We start from the raw sequence: 22,527 nt of genomic DNA on the forward strand, positions 1-22,527 counted from the left end.
CACTGCTTCGGCAGTGTTTTTTTTTGCCCGTTACACTGAATACATCCAGCGGCATTTCAGGAATCACGACGTCTATGTTTACCCGCTACTTCTCCAGCAATCGCAAGATATTAATCCTCAGCATTATCACAGGCCTGATCGCCGCCCTGCTCCTGGGTTCGTTGCAATTTTTCTGGAGCTACCACAAGCGGGAAGTCAAATTCGACACCCTGATCCGCGACGTAAGCCTCTATATGGAGAGCTATTTCGATGAGTTAAAAAACGCAGTCGATACCCTCCAGCCGCTCACGTTAAAAAGCTGTCACGACGTTAATCAGGAACTCACCTCACGAGCGGCCTTTAGCATTAACGTTCGCGCATTCCTGCTGGTCAGAGACAAAATGGCGTTCTGTTCTTCCGCCACAGGCCCGATGAATTTTCCGATGGAGGAGCTGATACCCGAGCTGCACATCGATAAGCAGATTGATATGGCATTGCTTCCAGGCACCCCGATGTTGCCTAATAAGCCAGCCATCGCCATCTGGTACCGTAACCCGCTCGTGAAGGACGGCGGCGTGTTCACCTCGGTGAATCTCAATCTGACGCCTTACCTGCTCTACACCGCGCGCCAGGACGAATTCACGGGGATAGCCATCATCATTGGCGATCACGCGCTGTCAACGCGGTCCAGCGCGTTGGTCAACGCGCATGACCTGGAGGAAATCCCGGTCCGTACCGCGACGCTGAAAAACATTCCCCTGACCATCAACCTGTATGCAGACGCATGGACCAGCGATGAAATTCTCTACGCTCTGTTCTTCGGGCTGGTATGCGGCATTTGTGCCGGATCGCTCAATTACTACATTCTCAGCATTCGGCTCAATCCAGGTAAAGAGATTTTAAGCGCCATTAAGCGTGGCCAGTTTTACGTGGTTTATCAGCCTGTCGTTGATTCCAAATCGCTCAGGATGACCGGGCTTGAAGTGCTGATGCGCTGGAAGCATCCGACTATGGGAGAAATTCCGCCGGACGCGTTTATCAACTTTGCCGAAGCGCAGAAGCTGATTGTTCCGCTAACGCTGCATCTCTTTGACCTTATTATTCACGATGCCCCCGTGTTACAAACCCTGTTACCCCCGGGAGCAAAGGTGGGCATTAACATTGCGCCGGGGCATCTGCATGCGGAAAGCTTCAAGGACGATATGCGCACCTTTAAAGCGTTACTGCCGCCGGATTACTTCCAGATCGTACTGGAAATTACCGAGCGCGACATGCTGAATCATCGGGAAGCCAACAGCCTTTTCGAATGGCTGCATAACGAAGGGTTTGAAATCGCCATTGATGATTTTGGCACCGGCCACAGCGCGCTGATTTATCTTGAGCATTTCACCATGGACTACCTCAAAATCGACCGCGGTTTTGTTAATGCAATAGGTACTGAGACCGTGACGTCACCGGTGCTGGATGCCGTCCTGACGCTGGCAAGACGGCTGAGTATGCTGACCGTCGCCGAAGGGGTCGAAACGCCGGAACAGGCCGCCTGGCTACGCGAACACGGCGTTAACTACCTGCAGGGATACTGGATTAGCCGCCCGATGCCGCTGGAACAGTTCCGCAAATGGCGTCCTGACGTTTCACCCGACGGTGAATAATTTCACATTGCCCGTGGCGTCACTTATTATTCAGCTTAACCAAGCCGGTCTGTAAAAAAGGGAGCCGCGCGAGATGCTTATGCGCTTCATGTTGCTGATGTTGGCATTAACGAGCCTGTCCAGCCAGGCGCAGGCCATCAAAGAAAATATCGCCTTCGCGGTGATTGGCGAGCCGAAATACGCGGTCAATTTTACGCACTTCGATTACGTTAACCCTGCCGCGCCGAAGGGCGGAAAGGTCACGCTTTCCGCCACGGGGACCTTCGACAACTTCAACCGCTTCGCCCTGCGCGGCGTGGCGGCCGCGCGAACGGAATCGCTTTACGATACGCTCTTCGTCACGTCTGATGACGAGCCCGGCAGCTACTATCCGCTGATTGCCGAGAACGTCCGTTACGCCGATAACTTCGCCTGGGCAGAAATCTCGCTGAACCCGCGGGCGCGTTTTCATGACGGTACGCCGGTGAAGGCCAGCGACGTCGCCTTCACCTTCCATAAATTCATGACCGAAGGCGTCCCCCAGTTCCGCATCGTGTATAAAGGCGCATCCGTCAGAGCCATCGCACCGCTCACCGTGCGCATCGAGCTGAGCGAACCGAACAAGGAGAACATGCTTAGCCTGTTCTCGCTGCCGGTGATGCCTGAATCGTTCTGGAAGAATCATAAGCTAAGCGACCCGCTTTCCACGCCGCCGCTGGCAGGCGGCCCGTACCGCATCACCGACTGGCGTATGGGGCAATATGTCGTTTACTCTCGCGTTAAGGACTACTGGGCGGCCAACCTGCCGGTAAACCGCGGGCGCTGGAATTTCGACACCCTTCGCTATGATTACTACCTCGACGATAACGTGGCGTTTGAAGCGTTCAAAGCCGGCGCCTTCGATTTACGCGTAGAGAGCAGCGCCAAAAACTGGGCGACCCGCTATATCGGCAAAAATTTCGCAAAAGGCTATATCGTCAAAGACGAGCACAAAAATGAGTCTGCCCAGGACACCCGCTGGCTGGCGTTTAATATTCAGCGTCCGGTATTTAATGACCGTCGGGTGCGGGAAGCGATATCTCTGGCCTTTGATTTTGAATGGATGAACAAAGCGCTGTTTTACGGGGCTTACAGCCGCGCCAACAGCTATTTTCAAAATACCGAGTACGCCGCACGTGATTATCCGAAAGCCGATGAGCTGGTCCTGCTGGCGCCGTTGAAAGCGGAGGTTCCGCCGCAGGTGTTCACCACCGTGTTTCAGCCGCCCGCGTCGAACGGTGACGGTTACAACCGCGACAATCTGCTCAAAGCCAGCAAACTGCTGGATGACGCGGGCTGGCACCTGAAAAATCAAAAGCGTGTGGATGCCAAAACGGGTAAGCCTCTCAGCTTTGAGCTGCTGCTCTCGTCCGGGGGTAACGATCAGTGGGTACTGCCGTTTAAGCACAACCTTGAGCGGCTGGGCGTGACCATGAATATTCGCCAGGTCGATAACGCGCAGATCACCAGCCGCATGCGCAGCCGTGATTACGACATGATGCAGCGCCTGTGGCCCGCCCAGCCGTGGCCCAGCTCGGACCTGCAAATTTCCTGGGCCTCCAGCTACATCGACTCCTCATACAATGCGCCAGGGGTAAAAAGCCCGGCGATTGACGCGCTGATTGCGAAAATAGTGGCGGCGCAGGGGAACAAAGAAAAGCTCCTGCCGCTCGGGCGCGCCCTCGACAGGGTATTAACCTGGAACTATTACATGCTGCCGATGTGGTATATGGGCGAAGATCGCCTTGCGCGCTGGGACAAGTTCTCCGTGCCTGCCGTGCGCCCTGTCTATTCCCTGGGCTTTGATACCTGGTGGTATGACGTTAACAAAGCCGCCAGACTTCCCGCTGAGCGGCGATAAGGAATCATCATGGGTGCCTATCTTATCCGTCGTCTCCTGCTGGTCATCCCCACCCTGTGGGCCATCATCACGATTAACTTTTTTATCGTGCAAATCGCCCCCGGCGGCCCGGTCGATCAGGCGATTGCCGCCATCGAATTTGGCAACAGCGGCGGCATGCCCGGCGGCGGCGGTGAAGGGATGGGCGCGAGCCATGCGCGAACCGGTGTAGGGAATATCAGTGAAAGCCATTATCGCGGCGGACGCGGGCTGGATCCGGAAGTGATCGCCGAGATCACCCACCGCTACGGCTTTGACAAACCGATTCACGAGCGCTATTTCAAGATGCTCTGGGATTACATCCGCTTTGATTTTGGCGACAGCCTGTTTCGCAGTGCCTCAGTGTTAACGTTGATCAAGCAAAGCCTGCCGGTTTCAATAACGCTGGGGCTTTGGGGAACGCTGATTATCTATCTGGTCTCGATACCGCTCGGGATCCGCAAAGCGGTGTATAGCGGCAGCCGCTTCGATATCTGGAGCAGCACGTTCATCATCATCGGCTACGCCATCCCGGCGTTTCTGTTTGCCGTCCTGCTGATTGTCTTTTTTGCCGGGGGGAGTTATTTCGACCTCTTCCCGCTGCGGGGGCTGGTCTCCGCCGATTTCAGTTCCCTGCCGTGGTATCAGAAAATCACTGACTATCTCTGGCATATCACGCTGCCGGTGCTGGCCACGGTCATTGGCGGGTTTGCGGCCTTGACCATGTTGACCAAGAACGCCTTTCTCGATGAAATTCGTAAGCAGTACGTCGTTACTGCCCGCGCCAAGGGCGTGAGCGAGAAGCAGATCATGTGGAAACACGTGTTCCGCAACGCCATGCTGCTGGTGATCGCGGGGTTTCCGGCCACGTTCATCGGCATGTTTTTTACCGGCTCGCTGCTGATAGAGGTGATGTTCTCGCTCAACGGCCTGGGGCTGCTGGGCTATGAGGCCACCGTGTCGCGCGATTATCCGGTGATGTTTGGCACACTCTATATTTTCACCCTGATTGGCCTGCTGCTGAATATCATCAGTGATATCAGCTATACGCTGGTCGATCCCCGAATTGATTTTGAGGGCCGCTGATGCCGCGTTTAAGCCCCGTCAACCAGGCCCGCTGGGCCCGTTTCCGCCACAACCGCCGCGGCTACTGGTCGCTGTGGATTTTTGCCGTGCTGTTTGCCTTAAGCATGTGCTCGGAGCTGATCGCCAACGACAAACCGTTGCTGGTGCATTTTAACGACCGCTGGTACGTGCCGGTTATCGCCAACTACAGCGAAAGCGACTTTGGCGGCCCGTTTGCGACACCGGCGGAGTACCAGGACCCGTGGCTTCGCCAGCAGATTGAGCAGCACGGCTGGGCGCTCTGGGCACCGGTGCGCTTTGGTGCCAACAGCATTAACTTCTCCACCACGACCCCCTTCCCTTCCCCGCCCTCCGCGCAAAACTGGCTGGGAACCGATGCGAACGGCGGCGACGTGCTGGCGCGCATCCTGTATGGCACGCGTATTTCTCTTCTCTTTGGGCTGATGCTGACGATCTTCTCAAGCGTGATGGGCGTCGTGGCGGGTGCCTTTCAGGGCTACTACGGCGGGAAAATTGACCTGTGGGGCCAGCGGGTTATTGAAGTCTGGTCAGGCATGCCAACGCTGTTTCTGATCATCCTGCTTTCCAGCGTGGTGCAGCCTGGCTTCTGGTGGCTGTTAGGCATTACCGTCCTGTTCGGCTGGATGGCGCTGGTGGGCGTGGTGCGGGCGGAGTTCCTGCGCACCCGCAATTTCGACTACATCCGCGCCGCGCAGGCGCTTGGCGTGAGCGACCGCGGGATCATCTTCCGCCACATGCTGCCCAACGCGGTGGTAGCAACGCTCACCTTCCTGCCGTTTATTCTGTGCAGCTCCATCACCACCCTCACCTCACTGGATTTTCTGGGTTTCGGGCTACCGCTGGGTTCCCCGTCGCTCGGCGAACTGCTGCTGCAGGGTAAGAACAACCTGCAGGCGCCGTGGTTAGGCATCGCCGCCTTTCTTTCCGTGGCCGTGCTGCTTTCGCTGCTGATTTTTATTGGCGAAGCCGTGCGCGATGCCTTTGATCCGAACAAGGCGGTATAAAATGACCCATCCCCTTCTCAGTATTGATAACCTGTCGATTGCTTTCTCAAAGCAGGGCGAGACGCGTACCGTGGTCAGCGGCCTGTCGCTGCAGATCCAGCCCGGTGAAACGCTGGCTCTGGTGGGCGAGTCGGGTTCAGGCAAGAGCGTTTCGGCACTCTCCATCCTGCGGCTGCTGCCTTCTCCGCCGGTGAGCTACCCGCAAGGGGATATTCTGTTTCACGGCCGTTCGCTGCTGCATGCAGACGAACACACCCTACGCGGCATTCGCGGCAACAAAATCGCGATGATCTTCCAGGAGCCGATGGTTTCCCTCAATCCGCTGCACAGCCTGGAGAAACAGCTCTATGAAGTGCTCTCCCTGCACCGGGGGATGCGCAAAGAGGCCGCGCGGGGAGAAATTCTGGACTGTCTGGAACGAACAGGCATACGCAACGCGGCCAAACGGCTGAATGATTTTCCGCACCAGCTCTCCGGCGGCGAACGCCAGCGCGTGATGATTGCTATGGCCCTGCTCACGCGCCCCGAGCTGTTGATTGCCGACGAGCCCACAACGGCGCTCGACGTGACGGTACAGGCGCAAATATTGACGCTGCTGCGGGAACTGCGTGACGAGCTGAACATGAGCCTGCTGTTTATCACGCATAACCTGAGCATTGTGAAAAAGCTGGCCGACAGCGTCGCGGTGATGCAAAACGGACGTTGCGTTGAACAGAATACCGCGTCCACGCTGCTGAGCGCGCCGCAGCACCCCTATACGCAGCGCCTGCTTGACAGCGAACCCTCCGGCGACCCGGTTCCTCTCCCGGCTGACAGCACACCGCTGCTGCGCGTTGAGGATCTGTCCGTTTCGTTCCCGATCCGCAAAGGTATTCTGCGGCGCATTGTCGATCGGAACCCGGTGCTAAAGAACATCCGCTTCTCGCTGCGCCCGGGAGAATCCCTGGGGCTGGTGGGCGAATCCGGCTCGGGCAAAAGCACCACCGGTCTGGCGCTGCTGCGCTTAATTGCCTCTGAGGGCGAGATCCTCTTCGACGATATGCCGCTGCACCGCTGGAACCGCCGTCAGATGCTGCCCGTGCGGCCCCGCATGCAGGTAGTGTTTCAGGATCCTAACTCTTCGCTTAACCCACGGCTCAGCGTGTTACAGATTATCGAAGAGGGTCTACGCGTGCATCAGCCCGGCCTGAGCGCTCAGCAGCGAGAGCAGGAAGTTATGCGGGTGATGGCCGAAGTGGGCTTAGACGCCGAGACCCGCCACCGCTATCCGGCTGAATTCTCCGGCGGACAGCGCCAGCGTATCGCCATAGCCCGCGCGCTGATCCTGAAACCGGAGCTGATTATTCTGGATGAACCGACGTCATCGCTGGACAGAACCGTTCAGGCGCAGATCCTGGCCCTGCTGAAAGGGCTTCAGGAAAAGCACCGGCTGGCCTATATCTTTATCAGCCACGATCTACAGGTGGTGCGGGCGCTATGCCATCAGGTGATTGTGTTGCGACAGGGAGAAGTGGTCGAGCAGGGTGAGTGCCAGCGCGTATTTAGCGCGCCAACGCAGCGCTACACGCGCCAGCTGTTGTCGGCAGACTAGCGGTCAGAACGGATACTGCCCGGAGAAAGGCTCAGCGATGGCAACGCCAAAATTTTTCAGACGGCAGGTGGCGGCAAACTCGTCCTGGCTTTTCACAAACAGGCACGGCTCACCTTCGCACTCCAGCACGGAGCTGTCCACTTCGATATCCGTCAGGGCCTGGCTGAGACGTTCCATCACCCGCCATGCATTTTCATCGCTCGGGCTCAACAGCTTGAGTGCTACCAGGCAGTTTTCGCACTCCGCGACGCTTTGCGGAATCGGTTCAACTTTCGAACCTGCAAAACCCGCCGACCAGCGATAGCTCTGGGGCAAGCGATGGACAATGGAGAGTTGTAATGTATTCACGTTCGTTCCCCGGAAGCAAAATTTACTTCACAATTTATTTACATTTATAGTAACACATCATCGCCAGCCTGCACTATTCAGCGCTTTTTTATCCGTTTCCAGGCTCGCGTCGGCGCTATATGTACCCGTTTCTGCGATCTAACTCAACCTTTTTGAATACAATGATGTGACTTTTTACACAAATAGATTTTACATAAAATAAACAAACACAGAATAAACGAACGGGGGTTTGGTTGATATGCATCAACAAAAAAGGCCCCGGCGGGCCTTCTCTGTGTTTTAGGGGGCCGCTTTTCGCGGTCGACTGGCGTAAAGATAGAAGAGTATCGAGCTGGTTGCGCAAAAAGCCATCGCCCACAGCATGGGCCATGCCGTCGTAAAAGTGGCCATCGAAAGCAACGCGCCAACGATAGCGCCGATGCCAAAGCGGAACGTCCCCGCCAGGGAAGAGGCGGTGCCCGCCATATGCGGAAACTCGTCCAGGATCACCGCCATCGCATTAGATGACACCATCGACACGCAGCCGACAAAGGCCGCCACGCCGACCACCAGCGCCCAGAAGCCCACGCCCAGAAACGCGCTCACCACCAGCCAGATAGCCATCACAAACTGGATCCACAGCCCGGCGCGGAACATGTTCAGCGCCCCCACCCGCCGGACAAATCGGCTGTTGATGATGGTCATGATGAAGAGGAAGACGATGTTAAGCGCAAAGTAATAGCCGAAGTGCTGCGGCGAAACGTGGTTCAGTTCGATGTAGACAAACGGCCCGGCGCTCAGGAAGGAGAACATCCCGGCGAAGCTGAACCCGCTTGCCAGCATATAGCTGAGCACGCGCTTGTGGCGAAACAGCGAGGCAAAGTTGCCTATTGTGGTTCGGATGTGGAATTTCTGACGGCGCTCGACGGGGAGCGTTTCATCAATAAAGAAGAAAATCATCGCGGAGGCCAGCAGCGCGGCCAGCGCCAGGATCCAGAAAATCGCGTGCCAGCTAAACCACACCAGCACCGCACCACCGGCCATGGGAGCCACCAGCGGCGCAATCGTCGTCACCAGCATGACAAACGACATCATGCGGGAGAACTCTTCCTTCGGGTAGATATCGCGCATCAGGGCGTTAATCACCACGCTTGCCGCTGCCGCCGCCAGGCCGTGCAAGAAGCGCATGATAATCAGATGATCGATGGTCTGCGCCAGCGCACAGGCCACCGCTGCGGCTGCAAAGACCAGCGTCCCGCCCAGAATGACAGGCTTGCGCCCCAGGCTGTCCGCCATCGGGCCATAAAACAGCTGGCCGAGAGCAAAGCCGAGAATATAGGTGCTGAGCGTCATCTGCGCGCTGCCCGCCGGGACGCCAAACTGTGCAGAAATCACCGGCAGCGCAGGCAGGTACATATCAATAGACAGCGGCATCAGCATGGCCAGCAGGCCAAGAATGAAGACGATTTTGAACGACGAGTGTGGCCTGGTGGTCACAGAGCTCTCCTGAAATTAGTGCGAAGGCAGACCGACGCTGGCGATCTCTTCTTCCGTTAACGGGCGATATTCGCCTGGCGCCAGGTCGGGATCGAGTTCAATCGCACCAATCCGCTCACGATGCAGGCCAACAACGCGGTTCCCCACCGCGGCAAACATACGTTTCACCTGATGGTAGCGCCCTTCGCTGATGGTCAGACGGACTTCAGTCGGCGTGATCGCCTCAAGCACGGCAGGTTTAGTCAGATCTTTTTCATTATGCAGCTGAACGCCTTTCGTGAATTGCTCTGCCGTGTCATCCGACACCGGCGACTCCAGCGTGACCAGATAAGTTTTCTCGCAGTGGTGACGCGGGGAAGTAATGCGATGCGACCACTGTCCGTCGTCGGTCATCAGCACCAGACCCGTGGTGTCGATGTCGAGGCGGCCTGCGGCGTGCAGCTTGTGCGCCACCGGTTCGTCGAGGAAATAGAGCACCGTCGGGTGATCCGGATCGTCCGTTGAGCAGACGTAGCCTTCCGGCTTATTGAGCATGAAGTAGCGCGGACCGTGCTGCTGGGTCAGCGGATTGCCGTCATACTCCACCTGATGGTCAGGTTGCAGTTTGAACGCGCTGTCTCTCACAATGTCGCCATCCACGGTAACGCGGCTGGCGCGAATTTCGCGCCCGGCAATAGCGCGGCTTACGCCGAGTTGCTGAGCGATAAACTTATCAAGTCGCATGAAATCTTTTTAGCCTTAATGGTGCTGGAAGTCGGACTACGGGTCCGAAAAAAGAAGCAGTCTGGAACGGTTCAGTATAATGGTCTGGTTGCGCCACTCAAGGGAAAAAGTTTCGTGGCATACTATGTGCGGAATAACGAAACCGAGACCCCATGACTTTTACACTTCGTCCCTATCAGCAGGAAGCCGTTGACGCCACCCTCGCCTGGTTCCGTAAACACCGCGAGCCGGCGGCGATTGTGCTCCCGACCGGCGCAGGCAAAAGCCTGGTCATTGCCGAACTGGCGCGTCTGGCCCGCGGTCGCGTGCTGGTGCTGGCGCACGTCAAAGAGCTCGTTGCGCAAAACCATGCCAAGTATTGTGCGCTCGGGCTGGAAGCCGATATTTTCGCCGCCGGGCTAAAGCGCAAGGAGAGCCACGGCAAAGTGGTCTTTGGCAGCGTGCAGTCGGTGGCGCGCAATTTGGATCTGTTTCGCAGCGAATTTTCGCTGCTGATTGTCGACGAATGTCACCGCATCAGCGATGACGACGACAGCCAGTATCAGCAAATTCTGGCTCACCTGAAAGCGGTGAATCCTCATCTGCGCCTGCTGGGCCTGACGGCGACCCCGTTTCGTCTGGGGAAAGGCTGGATCTATCGCTACCATTATCACGGCATGGTGCGCGGCGATGACAAGGCCCTGTTTAGCGACTGCATTTACGAACTTCCGCTGCGCTACATGATTAAACATGGCTACCTGACGCCACCTGAACGGCTGGATATGCCGGTGGTGCAGTACGATTTCAGCCGTTTGCAGGCGCAGAGCAACGGCTTATTCAGCGAAGCGGATCTCAACCAGGAGCTGAAAAAGCAGAAGCGTATTACGCCGCATATCATCAGCCAGATAGAGGAGTTCGCCGCGACGCGCAAAGGGGTGATGATCTTTGCCGCCACCGTTGAGCACGCGCGCGAAATCACAGGGCTACTGCCCCCCGGCGACGCGGCGTTAATCACCGGCGAGACGCCCGGCCCGGAGCGCGACAGCCTGATTGATGCGTTTAAGGCCCAGCGGTTCCGCTATCTGGTTAACGTGTCGGTTTTGACCACCGGCTTTGACGCCCCGCACGTCGACCTGATCGCCATTTTGCGCCCGACCGAATCGGTCAGTCTGTATCAGCAAATTGTTGGCCGCGGCCTGCGTCTGGCGCCGGGGAAAACCGACTGCCTGATTCTGGATTATGCGGGCAACCCGCACGATCTCTATACGCCTGAAGTCGGCGCGCCAAAAGGGAAAAGCGACAACGTGCCCGTACAGGTCTTTTGCCCTGCCTGCGGGTTTGCCAACACCTTCTGGGGGAAAACCACCGCCGACGGCACGCTGATCGAACATTTTGGCCGCCGCTGTCAGGGCTGGTTTGAAGACGATGAAGGCCATCGCGAACAGTGTGATTTCCGCTTCCGCTTCAAAAACTGCCCGCAGTGCAACGCCGAAAACGACATTGCCGCGCGCCGCTGCCGGGAGTGCGACACGGTGCTGGTTGACCCGGACGACATGCTGAAAGCGGCGCTAAAGCTAAAAGATGCGCTGGTGCTGCGCTGTTCCGGCATGGCGTTGCAGCCCGGCGCCGATGAAAAAGGTGAGTGGTTGAAAATCACCTATTACGATGAAGACGGGGCGGACGTCAGCGAGCGCTTCCGGGTCCAGACGCCCGCTCAGCGAATGGCCTTCGAACAGCTGTTTATCCGCCCGCATACCCGAACGCCGGGCGTCCCCCTGCGCTGGATCACCGTGGCCGATATCGTGCGCCAGCAGGTGTTATTGCGCCATCCGGATTTTGTCGTCGCTCGTAAGAAAGGCCAGTTCTGGCAGGTGCGTGAGAAAGTCTTCGACTACGAAGGTCGCTTCCGTCGCGCCAACGAATTGCGCGGTTAGCGGGACTTTTCATTGATGTGAGGGGCATTTGAGTATAAAATGCCGCCCGCTTCACATCCGTGAGGCAGAACACTCACCTGCTGCTGGGTCGCCTGTAGTAGGGTTTTAAATACAGAGAGAAATCAATGTTCACTATCGAAGCAGAAGTACGTAACGTGCAGGGTAAGGGTGCGAGCCGCCGCCTGCGTAACGCTAACAAGTTCCCGGCTATCGTTTACGGTGGCGAAGCTGCTCCAGTTGCAATCGAACTGGATCACGACAAAGTGTGGAACCTGCAGACCAAAGCTGAATTCTACAGCGAAGTTCTGACCATCGTTGTTGGCGGTAAAGAAGAAAAAGTGAAAGTTCAGGCTGTTCAGCGTCACCCGTTCAAGCCAAAACTGTCTCACATCGACTTCGTTCGCGCGTAATCGCAAACACGTCGAAAAAAAACCCCGCATCTGCGGGGTTTTTTTATGGCTGTTACTTCCCGCCCGAGGTGCGGCGCTGAAGCTGATCGCGCAGGTTCGGCGGCGTGCCTTTAATGGTCAGCGTATCGGTGGCCGGATCCCAGAAGATGCGTTCACCCAGCAGCATCGCGTCAAAGTTGATGGTTAACCCGCCGCCGCTGCCGGCAAACTTGGTTAACTGACGCAGCGTACTGCGATCCGCCGGGAAGCTCTCTTCAAGCTCATAGCCTTTCTCCGCGGTGAATTCCTGGAAGCTGACTTCGCTGACGCCCGCCAGCTCTTTTGACAGGGACTCCAGCTCGATCTCCTCCCCTGCCTGCAGCTGTTCGTTGCAGTAGCTGTAAACCTGCTGACGCACGGTCTGGCGCTCAGATTTATCGAGCTGCGCTTCTGCCGTGAAGTCGTCAACCGCCTGAAGCAGCCCTTTGTTCTGCGCTTTGGCGTTGAGACCTTCGCTGGCACCGAGGAAATCCATAAAGAAATCCGCCACTTTGCGGCCCACACGCCCCTTCAGGAATGTCAGGTAGCGGGTCGACTCCGGGTTGGTTTCCCATTCGGTCAAATCAATACGCGCCACGATATCCGCATGGTTGATATCCAGATAGTGCGTCGAGCTGATGTCCAGCTGCTCGTTCACGCGCATGCTGCTTAAGTTATTCAGCACGGTAACCAGCAGATACTCTACCGCCAGATAGCGGTAGTGGCAGAACAGCACGATCCCGCCGTCGGCGAACGGGTATTTCGCCAGCTCGTCGCGCAGACGCCCGGTAGCGGCGCGGCTAAACGCCAGAAAATCCTCTTCACCCTGGCGCTGCAGGCGCAGGCTATCAGCCAGTTCACTCTCTTCGCTGAACAGCCCATAGGCTTTATTTTTGGCGCTGTAGACGCGATGCAGCTCTGCCATCATCTCCACCACGGTCGCCGTGGGTTCCAGTAACGAATCGCGCAGCACCACTTCAAGGGTTTGCTCATCACGCTTGATAAGCTGGTGCAAGGCAATCTGGTTGATTTCCAGACTCATGATAAACTCTCCTTTTAGACCGGGCGGTATTCAACCACCACCAGGACATGTGTGCAACAACAGATAAAAAAGGGGAAAAAAAGCTGTTGCTACGGTAATATGTTGCCCTTTCATCAACAAACTGATTTTGATTTATGCCACAACATTCCCGCTACAGTGATGAACACGTTGAACAACTGCTCAGTGAGCTGGTCAACGTACTGGAAAAACATAAAACGCCGACCGATCTCTCCCTGATGGTTTTGGGAAATATGGTCACCAACCTGATTAACACCAGCGTTGCTCCGGCTCAGCGTCAGGCGATCGCAAAATCCTTCGCCCAGGCTTTACAGTCGTCCGTCAGCAACGACCCGGCCCATTAAGGGATACGAACAACAGTTTATGGTGACGAATCGTCAGCGCTACCGTGAAAAAGTCTCCCAGATGGTCAGCTGGGGGCACTGGTTTGCCCTGTTCAACATTCTGTTGGCGACGGTCATTGGCTGTCGTTATCTGTTTGTCGCAGACTGGCCAACAACGCTCACCGGGCGTATCTACTCCTGGATAAGCGTTGTCGGTCACTTTAGCTTTTTGGTTTTCGCCACCTATCTGCTGATCCTGTTCCCCTTGACGTTTATCGTCATGTCGCAGCGTCTGATGCGATTTTTGTCTGCCATCCTTGCAACGGTGGGGATGACGCTGCTGCTTATCGACAGTGAAGTGTTCACCCGATTCCACCTGCACCTCAATCCCATCGTCTGGGAACTGGTGATTAACCCCGACCAGAACGAAACGGCCCGTGACTGGCAGCTGATGTTTATCAGCGTCCCGGTGATCCTGTTGATTGAGATGCTGTTCGCCACCTGGAGCTGGCAAAAACTTCGCAGTCTGACCCGGCGACGCCATTACGCGAAGCCCGTCGCCGCGCTCTTCTTCGTCTCCTTTATCAGTTCGCACATCATGTATATCTGGGCGGATGCGAACTTCTATCGCCCTATTACCATGCAGCGCGCTAACCTGCCGCTCTCATACCCGATGACGGCCCGTCGCTTCCTCGAGAAACACGGCCTGCTTGATGCGCAGGAGTACCAGCGCCGTCTGGTCGAACAGGGTAACCCGGAAGCCGTCAGCGTTCAGTATCCGCTGAGCGACCTGACCTACCGCGATATGGGGCGCGGGCAAAACGTCCTGCTGATTACCGTCGATGGCCTGAACTATTCCCGTTACGAGAAGCAGATGCCTGTCCTGGCCGATTTCGCCAGTAAAAACGTCTCGTTTACTCAGCATATGAGCTCCGGTAATTCAACCGATGCGGGTATCTTTGGCCTCTTCTATGGTATTTCAGCCGGCTACATGGACGGCGTACTGTCTACCCGCACACCTGCGGCGCTGATCACCGGGCTGAATCAGCAAGGCTATCAGTTAGGGTTGTTCTCATCCGATGGCTTTAACAGCCCGCTATACCGTCAGGCGCTGCTGTCCGATTTCTCACTGCCGACGGCTCAAAGTCAGTCCGATGCGCAGACCGCCAGCCAATGGATAAACTGGCTGCAGCGCTACGCCCAGGAAGATAACCGTTGGTTCTCATGGGTTGCGTTTAACGGCACAACGCTTGCTAACAGCAATAAGAATGACTTTGCGCGCCGCTACGGCCGTGCGGCTGGCGATGTTGATGCGCAGATTGGCCGCGTCCTTGACGCGTTACGTGAGTCAGGCAAGCTGGACAACACCGTGGTGATCGTGACCGCGGGTCATGGCGTGCCGTTAGGTAACGAGACAAAGAGTATGAGCTGGTCTCGCCCGAATCTGCAGGTTCCGCTGGTGATCCACTGGCCAGGCACGCCGGCGCAGCGCATCAATATGCTCACCGAGCATAAAGATGTGATGACCACCCTGATGCAACGCCTGCTGCACGTCAGCACGCCAGCAAACGAGTATTCGCAGGGGCAGGATCTCTTCAGCGCCGCGCGTCGTCACAACTGGGTTACGGCGGCGGGAAATAATACGCTGGTAGTGACCACGCCGAAGCTGACGCTGGTGCTGAACAGCAACGGGAATTATCAGACGTATAATCTGCAGGGTGAACGGTTGAAAGACCAGAAGCCGCAGCTGAGCCTGCTGCTGCAGGTCCTGACGGATGAGAAGCGGTTTATCGCTAACTGATTAATAATAAACCAGTTAGCGACAGATTCCCTTGCATTCAAAACGGAATCGAGTAGTATTCTTTTTATGCGTCGGCACGTAGCGCAGCCTGGTAGCGCACCGTCATGGGGTGTCGGGGGTCGGAGGTTCAAATCCTCTCGTGCCGACCAAAATTATTATCAAAACCAGCCTCTTACGGCTGGTTTTTTTATTCCATTTCGCCGGGTGTTTTTCGCAGATAAACCAACGTCGCCAGACAAATCACCGCCCCGGCATAAAACGTATATTCCGCCCCAAACGTATCCCAGATTGCCCCTGCCCCCAGGCTCGCGACTAATAGCCCCACGCCGCTGACCAGACTAAAAATACCGAAGGCTGTTCCGCGCAGATCCGCAGGCGCGGTTTTCGCAATCATCGCCGCCAGCAGCCCCTGGGTCATGCCCATATGTATCCCCCAAAGCGCAACGCCTAAAATAATGCCGGCCCAGTGGGTGCTCAGCGCCAGCACAATGTCCGCGCCAATCAGCACCACCAGCCCCCACTGCAATAATCGGGTGTGGCTCATCACGTCGGATAACTTGCCAAACGGATAGGCAGAGAGGAAATAGAGCAGATTCATGGCAACCATCACCAGCGGGATCAGCGCCAGAGGCACACCCGACTGCTGAGCGCGAAGCACAAGAAATGCTTCACTGAAACGTGCGAGCGTGAAGATGGCCCCGAGGCCAATGACCCACCAGCAGCCTTTCCCGAGGCGCCTGAGATTCTCTTTTTTGATGGGATTCGTTCGTTTATGTTCGACAGGGGTTTTGGGCTCATGCAGGCCGAAGAAAAGCAAGGCAACGGCGAGTACGCCGGGGATCACCGCAATCCAGAAAATGGTACGAAAATCATCATTCCACAGCAGCATTAAGCCAACGGCCAGCAGCGGCCCGAGAAAGGCGCCAATGGTGTCCATCGACTGACGTAAACCAAAGGCCGCGCCGCGGAGTTCGGGCGGCGTAACGTCAGCGACCAACGCATCGCGCGGCGCACCCCGGATCCCCTTCCCTACCCGGTCGATTAAGCGTGCCCCCAGAATCATGCCCGACGAAGAGGCGATAGCGAACAGCGGCTTACTCAACGCGCCAAGACCGTAGCCCAGAACCGCGAGTCCTTTACGTTTGCCCAGATAATCACTGATGGCGCCGGAAAACACTTTGATAAACAGTGCAGTGGCTTCAGCCAGACCTTCAATCAAACCAATGAAGATCACGCTGGCACCCAGCGTCGTGACCATAAACAACGGCAGCAGGCTGTGAATAATCTCCGAGGAGATGTCCATTAACATACTGACGCCGCCCACCACCCAGACGCCTTTCGGGATCCGGCTGAGCGTTGTAAACCGGGATAACATTGCGCATCTCCTGCTTTATGTCGAACAACCTCGTTCGAAACAGAATATCCTGGAAAAAAACATCAGACATAAAAAAAGCCAGCCCGCAGGCTGGCTTCTTATAGCAGGTAAACGCTTAGTGCTTCTCACGTCCACCCAGGAAGAAAATGCCCAGCGGGATAGCCAGCAGAACGGTAAACACCAGGCTGTAGACGAAGATCATCGCCGACTGCAGGACATACATGCTGGTAGTCCAGGCAGAGAGGGGAATATTGTACTGTTCGATAACGCCAACAATGGTTGCTCGCCCCACGCATGCGGCAGCAATCATAAACACGACCAGCAGCGCCAGGAGGAATTTGCGGCCTTCAGGTGTTTTCAGTTTTGCACGAACCATCTCTCTTCCCTTTTACAGATGAATAACAATATATATGGTCTAAAATAACACGAACTGGCACCCGACTCCACACCAGCATAAACAACCACTAAACAGGATATTTAAAAGCGCATAACGCTATTCATAGTGAAAATGTAAGTAAATAACACCAATCATTCATAGTTGTTATGTTAACCTGCGCAGGATCGTTTTGACATAAAGGAATGCCAATGAAAAACGCACCTAAATTTGCTATCGCCCTCATCGCCGCCGCGTGCGTCAGCAGCAGTGCTTTCGCCAGCGAAACCCCAAAAGAGCAGCCGCTGGAAAAAGTCGCTCCGTATCCAAAAGCGGACAAAGGGATGAAGCGTCAGGTGATCCAGCTGCCGGCACAGCAGGATGAAGCGAACTTCAAAGTGGAACTGTTGATTGGCAAGACGCTGGAAGTAGATTGCAATCAGCATCGCCTGGGCGGTCAGCTGGAAAGCAAAACCCTGGAAGGCTGGGGTTACGACTACTATGTCTTCGACAAAGTGACGTCACCGGTTTCCACCATGATGGCGTGCCCGGATGGCAAGAAAGAGAAGAAATTTGTGACGGCATATTTGGGCGACAACAGTCTGCTGCGCTACAACAGCAAGCTGCCGATCGTGGTCTATACGCCTGAAAACGTGGAAGTGAAGTATCGCGTGTGGAAGGCAGATGAGACTGTCGGACAAGCGGTAGTACGTTAAAAATAAGTCGGGTGACGGCTTCGCCTTACCCGACCCGGGAAGGGTGCTCTCTGGTGCCCTCACCCCACCCCTCTCCCACCGGGAGAGGGAGAAAACACTAAAAACGGTAACGGATGTTACCGTTTTGCTTTTACCTTACAGCGCGATATCCGCAACCGGTTTGTTTTCCGGCTGAGGCTTCAGCTCCGCTTTTGGCGCAGCATCCGCAGCCTGCGGTTTGATGTATTGCAGCTGCAGTACGCGGCTGGTGTATTCCAGCTCCTGCTCCGTCGCGCTCACGTTGCCGTTCAGCTTGGTGCCGTAGGATGGAATAATGGTTTTCAGCTTCGCCTGCCATTCCGGGCTGGCGACTTTATCTTTAAACACTTTTTCCATCAGGTGCAGCATGATTGGCGCAGCGGTAGACGCGCCCGGTGACGCACCCAGCAGCGCGGCGATAGTGCCATCCTTATCGCTTACCACTTCGGTACCCAGACGCAGCACGCCACCCTCTTTCGGATCGCGCTTGATGATCTGTACGCGCTGACCCGCCTGCCACAGACGCCAGTCTTCTTTCTTCGCCTGCGGATAGTACTCTTTCAGCGCCTCGAAGCGGTCGTCGTCAGAGAGCATCACCTGGCTAATCAGGTATTTCACCAGATCGAAGTTATCCAGCCCCACGTCCATCATTGGCTTCACGTTAGAGGTGGTGGTTGCGCTGAGCAGATCCCACAGGGAGCCATTTTTCAGGAACTTGGTGGAGAAGGTCGCGAACGGCCCAAACAGCACCACGCGCTTACCGTCAAGCATACGGGTGTCGATGTGCGGAACAGACATCGGCGGTGCGCCAACAGAAGCCTGGCCGTACACTTTTGCCAGATGACGGTTCACCACTTCCGGGTTTTCTGACACCAGGAACTGGCCGCCGACCGGGAAGCCCGCGTAGTCGTCCGCTTCCGGAATACCGGACTCCTGCAGCAGCTTCAGCGCCGCGCCGCCCGCACCGATAAAGACAAACTTCGCCTTGATGACGTGCTCGGCTTCGTTGTTTTTCGGATCGGCAACGGTCACGCTCCAGCTGTTATCCGCGTTGCGCTTGAAACCGCGCACTTCGGTGCTGAGCTGCAGGTTGAAGTTCTCTTTTTTCTTCAGAGACGTCACCAGCTGACGGGTGATTTCACCGTAGTTAACGTCGGTACCAATTTCGGTACGGGTCGCCGCCACTTTCTGGTTCGGGTCACGACCTTCCATGACCAGCGGAGCCCACTCTTTAATCTGCGCGTGGTCTTCAGAGTATTTCATCCCGCGGAACAGCGTGCTCTGCTGCAGAGCGGCGTAGCGCGCGCGCAGGAAGTTGACGTTCTGCTCGCCCCACACAAAGCTCATGTGCGGCACGGTGTTGATGAAGGAGTGCGGGTCGTGCAGCACGCCGCTGTTGACCTGATGAGACCAGAACTGGCGAGAAACCTGGAATGCTTCGTTGATCTCTACCGCCTTCTCGATACTAATGGAACCGTCCTTTTTCTGCGGCGTATAGTTCAGTTCCATGAGTGCCGAATGGCCAGTGCCGGCGTTATTCCAGCCGTTAGAACTCTCCTGCGCCACGCCATCGAGGCGCTCGACCATGGTCATAGACCAGTCCGGCTGCAGTTCTTGCAGATAGGTTCCCAGCGTGGCGCTCATGATACCGCCACCAATTAAAAGGACGTCCGTTTCCTGCTCTTTTGGTGTGTCAGCTTTCGCCGCCATGGAGACGGTGTTAAGCCCCACGGCCAGAGAAAAGAGCATGGCAGTCATTTTTTTCATAATTTATGCCTTAGTGTAAAAGTGCTTGATGCGTGGAAATTGCAGGTGAAAAAAGCTGCGGGGGCACGGTAACAACTTTTAAATATTGTTTAAAGGTTACGAAATTATTGTAATTGTGAAATTTAATGATGGATTGTTTGTGAGGAATTATCGATGCCTCTGGTAAAGCGCGGTTTTACTGGCTAGTATGTTGCGTTTTGTGATCGCGCGCACGGAAGCCTGCCCTAACCAGCGAACCGTTATGTCCTTACCCCATTCTGCTGTATCCCCCGAAGACCGCGTAGCCAACGTGCTGCGTTCCCCTAAGCTGCTGACGCGTGAAACGCTGGCAGGGGCGATCACCGCCCTGGCGCTAATCCCCGAAGTCATCTCGTTTTCGGTGGTGGCGGGCGTTGACCCGAAGGTCAGCCTGATCGCCTCCGTGGTGCTGTGTCTTGCACTTTCTGTACTCGGTGGCCGCCCGGCGATGGTCACGGCAGCGGCCGGTTCCGTGGCGCTGGTCATTGGCCCGATGGTGCATCAGCACGGCGTACAGTACATTCTTCCCGCCGTGCTGATGGCAGGCGTGATTCAGATTCTGTTTGGCGTGCTGGGCATGGCAAGGCTGATGCGCTTTATTCCCCAGTCGGTCATGACCGGGTTTGTTAACGCCCTGGGCATTTTGATCTTCTTCGCTCAGGTGCCGCATTTCTGGAGCCGAAGCCCCCTGATTGTGGGCCTGTTCTTGCTGACGCTGCTGATCGTGCTGTGGGTGCCGCGCTATGTCAAAAGCATCCCTTCCCCGCTGATTGCGATTGTGCTGCTAACCCTTTTCACCGTAACCACCGGTCAGATCCTGCCGACGGTCGGCGATGAAGGTTCCATGAGCGGCGGTTTGCCGGGGCTTACCGAGCTGCTGGTGCCGCTTAACTTGCAGACGCTGAGCATTATCTGGCCGTGCGCGTTGAGCATCGCGTTTGTCGGCCTGCTGGAATCCCTGCTGACGGCAAAGCTGGTGGATGAGCTGACCGCAACGCCCTCGAGCAAGCGCCGTGAGAGCATCGGCCTGGGCGTGGGTAATATTCTGTCCGGTTTTTATGGCGGCATTGCGGGCTGCGCAATGATCGGACAAACCATCGTCAACGTGGAGATGGGGAAAGGTCGAAGCCGCATTTCAACCCTTGCGGCGGGCATTGTGCTGCTGATCCTGGTGACGGCGCTCAGCGACGTGATGGCCAAAATCCCAATGGCGGTACTGGCGGGTATTATGGCGATTGTCGCCGTTAAAACCTTTAGCTGGCACAGCCTTCAGCCTGCAACGGTAAAAAATGCCCCGATAGCGGAAACGGTCGTCATGCTGGTCACCGTTGCCGCCACGGTATCAACCGGCAATCTGGCGATCGGCGTGCTGGGCGGGATTATCGTTATGGCACTCCTCCCCGCCCGCATTAAGCGTCGGCTTAAAGCAGAAAAATCGTCGCCAGCCCAAGAAAAATAAAGAAACCGCCGGTATCGGTGATGGCGGTAATCATCACGCTCGACCCCACCGCGGGGTCGCGCCCCAGTTTGGTCATCGTCAGCGGGATAATCACGCCCATTAGCGACGCCACCAGCAGGTTCAGCACCATCGCCAGCATCATCACGCCGCCCAGCGCCATATCGTCGTACAGCCACCAGGTGATGCCGCCCATAATCCCGCCCCACACCAGGCCGTTAATGAGCGCGACGCCCATCTCTCTAAAAATGAGCCACGAAAAGTTACCCGGCTGAATATTTTCCAGCGCCAGGGCACGAACGATCATGGTTATCGTCTGGTTTCCGGTGTTACCACCAATCCCTGCGACGATCGGCATCAGCGAGGCGAGCGCCACCAGCTGTGAAATGGTGTGCTCAAACCCGTCAATCACCCGGGAGGCGATAAACGCGGTACAGAGGTTAATGGCCAGCCACGCCCAGCGGGTTTTCACCGCCTTGCCGACGGAGGCATGGACGTCATCTTCGGCGCTAATCCCCCCGAGCGCACGCAGGTCGTTATCGGTTTCTTCGTAGACCACATCAACGATCTCATCGATGGTCAGACGCCCCATCAGCTTGCCGACGGAATCCACGACGGCGGCACTGACGAGGTCGTCACGCTCGAAGGTACGCGCCGCTTTCTCCGCATCGTCTTCCGGGGAGAAAACCATCGGCTCGTTTTCCATCACCTCGCTCACCTTCCGCTGGGTGCTGTTGAGCAGGATGGTTTTCAGCTCAAGCTCGCCAAGCAGGGTTTTATCCCGGGAGGTAACAAACAGTTTATCGGTGTTGTCCGGCATTTTGCCCAGGCGACGCAGGTAGCGCTGCACGGTGCCGAGCGTCACGTCCGGGCGCACCGTGATAACGCCGAACTCCATGATCGCGCCGACGCTGTTTTTCTCGTAGTGCATCACCTGACGCACGCGCGCGCGTTCATCGGCAGGCAGCGAAGCCAGCAGGCGACCGGTCAGGTTTCGCGGCAGGTGCTGAACGAGGTAAATCTGCTCGTCGATATCCAGGGTTTGCAGAGCATCGAGAATGTCCCGGTCGCTCATCTCGTCGATCAGATCGTCCCAGACGTTTTCAGAGGCCTCAAGCAGCACCTGTCCGCGCTCGTGATCCTGCACCAGACGCCACAGGGCGTGACGCTCTTCCGAGGGGAGCGCTTCAAGGGTATCCGCCAGATCCGGCGGGGGTAGATGAGCAACCAGCGCACCTACCTCAGCAATATCGTCGGCCAGAGTGCCGACATCATATTGCTCAGCCAGGGTGAGTTTGCCTAATAGCGTAGAAGTGACCGCTTTATCGGTCGTGAGAAGCCAGATGAGTCGCGCACGCTCCTGATCGCGCTGTCTGGCGCTGTTTTTCTTTAATACCGACATCAATCATAAATCCATTAAATGAGTTGGGGTTAAGCATAGCGCGGGGATATGTAAATAAGAATAAACAACGGGACGGGATGGAGAAAAAAGCGGCATATCG

19 protein-coding genes and 1 tRNA gene are annotated in these 22,527 nt (G+C 56.3%); 12 read left to right on the plus strand and 8 right to left on the minus strand.

Annotated elements, in window-relative coordinates; genetic code table 11:
- Positions 1 to 74 precede the first annotated feature (74 nt).
- From L370_RS00660 to yejF, 5 genes are all read left to right on the plus strand, one after another.
- A complete protein-coding gene (locus tag L370_RS00660) occupies positions 75 to 1,631 on the plus strand; it encodes a cyclic di-GMP phosphodiesterase (RefSeq protein ID WP_023336363.1) in 1,557 nt (518 codons plus the stop codon).
- 73 nt (positions 1,632 to 1,704) lie between these two features.
- Positions 1,705 to 3,510 carry an extracellular solute-binding protein gene (locus L370_RS00655; RefSeq protein WP_023336364.1) on the plus strand — a complete coding sequence of 602 codons (1,806 nt, stop codon included), beginning with the start codon at positions 1,705 to 1,707 and terminating at the stop codon, positions 3,508 to 3,510.
- 9 nt (positions 3,511 to 3,519) lie between these two features.
- The gene (locus L370_RS00650; protein ID WP_023336365.1) at positions 3,520 to 4,614 is read left to right on the plus strand and encodes a microcin C ABC transporter permease YejB; all 1,095 of its coding nucleotides are present in this window, start codon (positions 3,520 to 3,522) and stop codon (positions 4,612 to 4,614) included.
- Positions 4,614 to 5,639 carry an ABC transporter permease gene (locus tag L370_RS00645; RefSeq protein ID WP_023336366.1) on the plus strand — a complete coding sequence of 342 codons (1,026 nt, stop codon included), beginning with the start codon at positions 4,614 to 4,616 and terminating at the stop codon, positions 5,637 to 5,639. Before L370_RS00650 ends, L370_RS00645 begins: the two co-directional genes overlap by 1 nt.
- Before the next feature lies 1 nt (position 5,640).
- A complete protein-coding gene (gene yejF / locus L370_RS00640; protein WP_023336367.1) occupies positions 5,641 to 7,230 on the plus strand; it encodes a microcin C ABC transporter ATP-binding protein YejF in 1,590 nt (529 codons plus the stop codon).
- A 3-nt stretch (positions 7,231 to 7,233) separates the two neighbouring features.
- On the opposite strand, the gene L370_RS00635 is transcribed toward yejF, so the two are convergent.
- From L370_RS00635 to rsuA, 3 genes are all read right to left on the minus strand, one after another.
- Positions 7,234 to 7,578 carry a YejG family protein gene (locus tag L370_RS00635; protein WP_023336368.1) on the minus strand — a complete coding sequence of 115 codons (345 nt, stop codon included), beginning with the start codon at positions 7,576 to 7,578 and terminating at the stop codon, positions 7,234 to 7,236.
- A gap of 279 nt (positions 7,579 to 7,857) precedes the next feature.
- Complete coding sequence (locus L370_RS00630) at positions 7,858 to 9,054, minus strand: Bcr/CflA family multidrug efflux MFS transporter (RefSeq protein ID WP_023336369.1); 1,197 nt, start codon at positions 9,052 to 9,054, stop codon at positions 7,858 to 7,860.
- 15 nt (positions 9,055 to 9,069) lie between these two features.
- On the minus strand, positions 9,070 to 9,777 hold the full coding sequence (gene rsuA / locus L370_RS00625) for a 16S rRNA pseudouridine(516) synthase RsuA (protein WP_023336370.1): 708 nt from the start codon (positions 9,775 to 9,777) through the stop codon (positions 9,070 to 9,072).
- A gap of 152 nt (positions 9,778 to 9,929) precedes the next feature.
- On the opposite strand from rsuA, the gene L370_RS00620 reads away from it, so the two are divergent.
- Together L370_RS00620 and rplY are read left to right on the plus strand one after the other, a co-directional pair.
- Complete coding sequence (locus tag L370_RS00620) at positions 9,930 to 11,690, plus strand: DNA repair helicase RadD (RefSeq protein ID WP_023336371.1); 1,761 nt, start codon at positions 9,930 to 9,932, stop codon at positions 11,688 to 11,690.
- A gap of 125 nt (positions 11,691 to 11,815) precedes the next feature.
- Entirely contained in the window at positions 11,816 to 12,100 is a 285-nt protein-coding gene (gene rplY / locus L370_RS00615) for a 50S ribosomal protein L25 (RefSeq protein WP_010433464.1), read from the plus strand.
- A gap of 52 nt (positions 12,101 to 12,152) precedes the next feature.
- On the opposite strand, the gene yejK is transcribed toward rplY, so the two are convergent.
- Positions 12,153 to 13,160, minus strand: coding sequence for a nucleoid-associated protein YejK (yejK, locus tag L370_RS00610; RefSeq protein ID WP_008500957.1), 1,008 nt, complete (start codon positions 13,158 to 13,160; stop codon positions 12,153 to 12,155).
- 134 nt (positions 13,161 to 13,294) lie between these two features.
- On the opposite strand from yejK, the gene L370_RS00605 reads away from it, so the two are divergent.
- From L370_RS00605 to L370_RS00595, 3 genes are all read left to right on the plus strand, one after another.
- Positions 13,295 to 13,522 (plus strand): YejL family protein, encoded by a 228-nt coding sequence (locus L370_RS00605; RefSeq protein WP_008500958.1) that lies wholly within the window; start codon positions 13,295 to 13,297, stop codon positions 13,520 to 13,522.
- A 19-nt stretch (positions 13,523 to 13,541) separates the two neighbouring features.
- Positions 13,542 to 15,302, plus strand: a complete 1,761-nt coding sequence (gene yejM, locus L370_RS00600; protein ID WP_023336372.1) for an LPS biosynthesis-modulating metalloenzyme YejM — start codon at positions 13,542 to 13,544, stop codon at positions 15,300 to 15,302.
- A 72-nt stretch (positions 15,303 to 15,374) separates the two neighbouring features.
- Positions 15,375 to 15,451: transfer RNA gene (locus tag L370_RS00595), tRNA-Pro, on the plus strand.
- A 38-nt stretch (positions 15,452 to 15,489) separates the two neighbouring features.
- Here the strand turns inward: L370_RS00595 and L370_RS00590 are convergent.
- Entirely contained in the window at positions 15,490 to 16,677 is a 1,188-nt protein-coding gene (locus L370_RS00590; RefSeq protein ID WP_023336373.1) for an MFS transporter, read from the minus strand.
- Between the two features lie 115 nt (positions 16,678 to 16,792).
- Complete coding sequence (locus L370_RS00585) at positions 16,793 to 17,053, minus strand: DUF2534 family protein (RefSeq protein WP_008500962.1); 261 nt, start codon at positions 17,051 to 17,053, stop codon at positions 16,793 to 16,795.
- Between the two features lie 209 nt (positions 17,054 to 17,262).
- On the opposite strand from L370_RS00585, the gene eco reads away from it, so the two are divergent.
- Positions 17,263 to 17,766 (plus strand): serine protease inhibitor ecotin, encoded by a 504-nt coding sequence (gene eco, locus L370_RS00580; protein ID WP_023336374.1) that lies wholly within the window; start codon positions 17,263 to 17,265, stop codon positions 17,764 to 17,766.
- Between the two features lie 135 nt (positions 17,767 to 17,901).
- Here the strand turns inward: eco and mqo are convergent, their stop codons facing one another.
- Positions 17,902 to 19,551 (minus strand): malate dehydrogenase (quinone), encoded by a 1,650-nt coding sequence (gene mqo, locus L370_RS00575; RefSeq protein WP_023336375.1) that lies wholly within the window; start codon positions 19,549 to 19,551, stop codon positions 17,902 to 17,904.
- Positions 19,552 to 19,738: 187 nt separating this feature from the next.
- Here mqo and L370_RS00570 point away from each other — a divergent pair, with 187 nt between their 5' ends.
- Positions 19,739 to 21,028 (plus strand): SulP family inorganic anion transporter, encoded by a 1,290-nt coding sequence (locus L370_RS00570; protein ID WP_023336376.1) that lies wholly within the window; start codon positions 19,739 to 19,741, stop codon positions 21,026 to 21,028.
- Here the strand turns inward: L370_RS00570 and mgtE are convergent.
- Positions 20,991 to 22,427 carry a magnesium transporter gene (gene mgtE, locus L370_RS00565; RefSeq protein WP_023336377.1) on the minus strand — a complete coding sequence of 479 codons (1,437 nt, stop codon included), beginning with the start codon at positions 22,425 to 22,427 and terminating at the stop codon, positions 20,991 to 20,993. The genes L370_RS00570 and mgtE overlap by 38 nt on opposite strands.
- Positions 22,428 to 22,527: the final 100 nt, after the last annotated feature.

The organism is Enterobacter sp. MGH 24 (assembly GCF_000493015.1).
In the GTDB taxonomy this organism is placed as follows: Bacteria; Pseudomonadota; Gammaproteobacteria; order Enterobacterales; family Enterobacteriaceae; genus Enterobacter.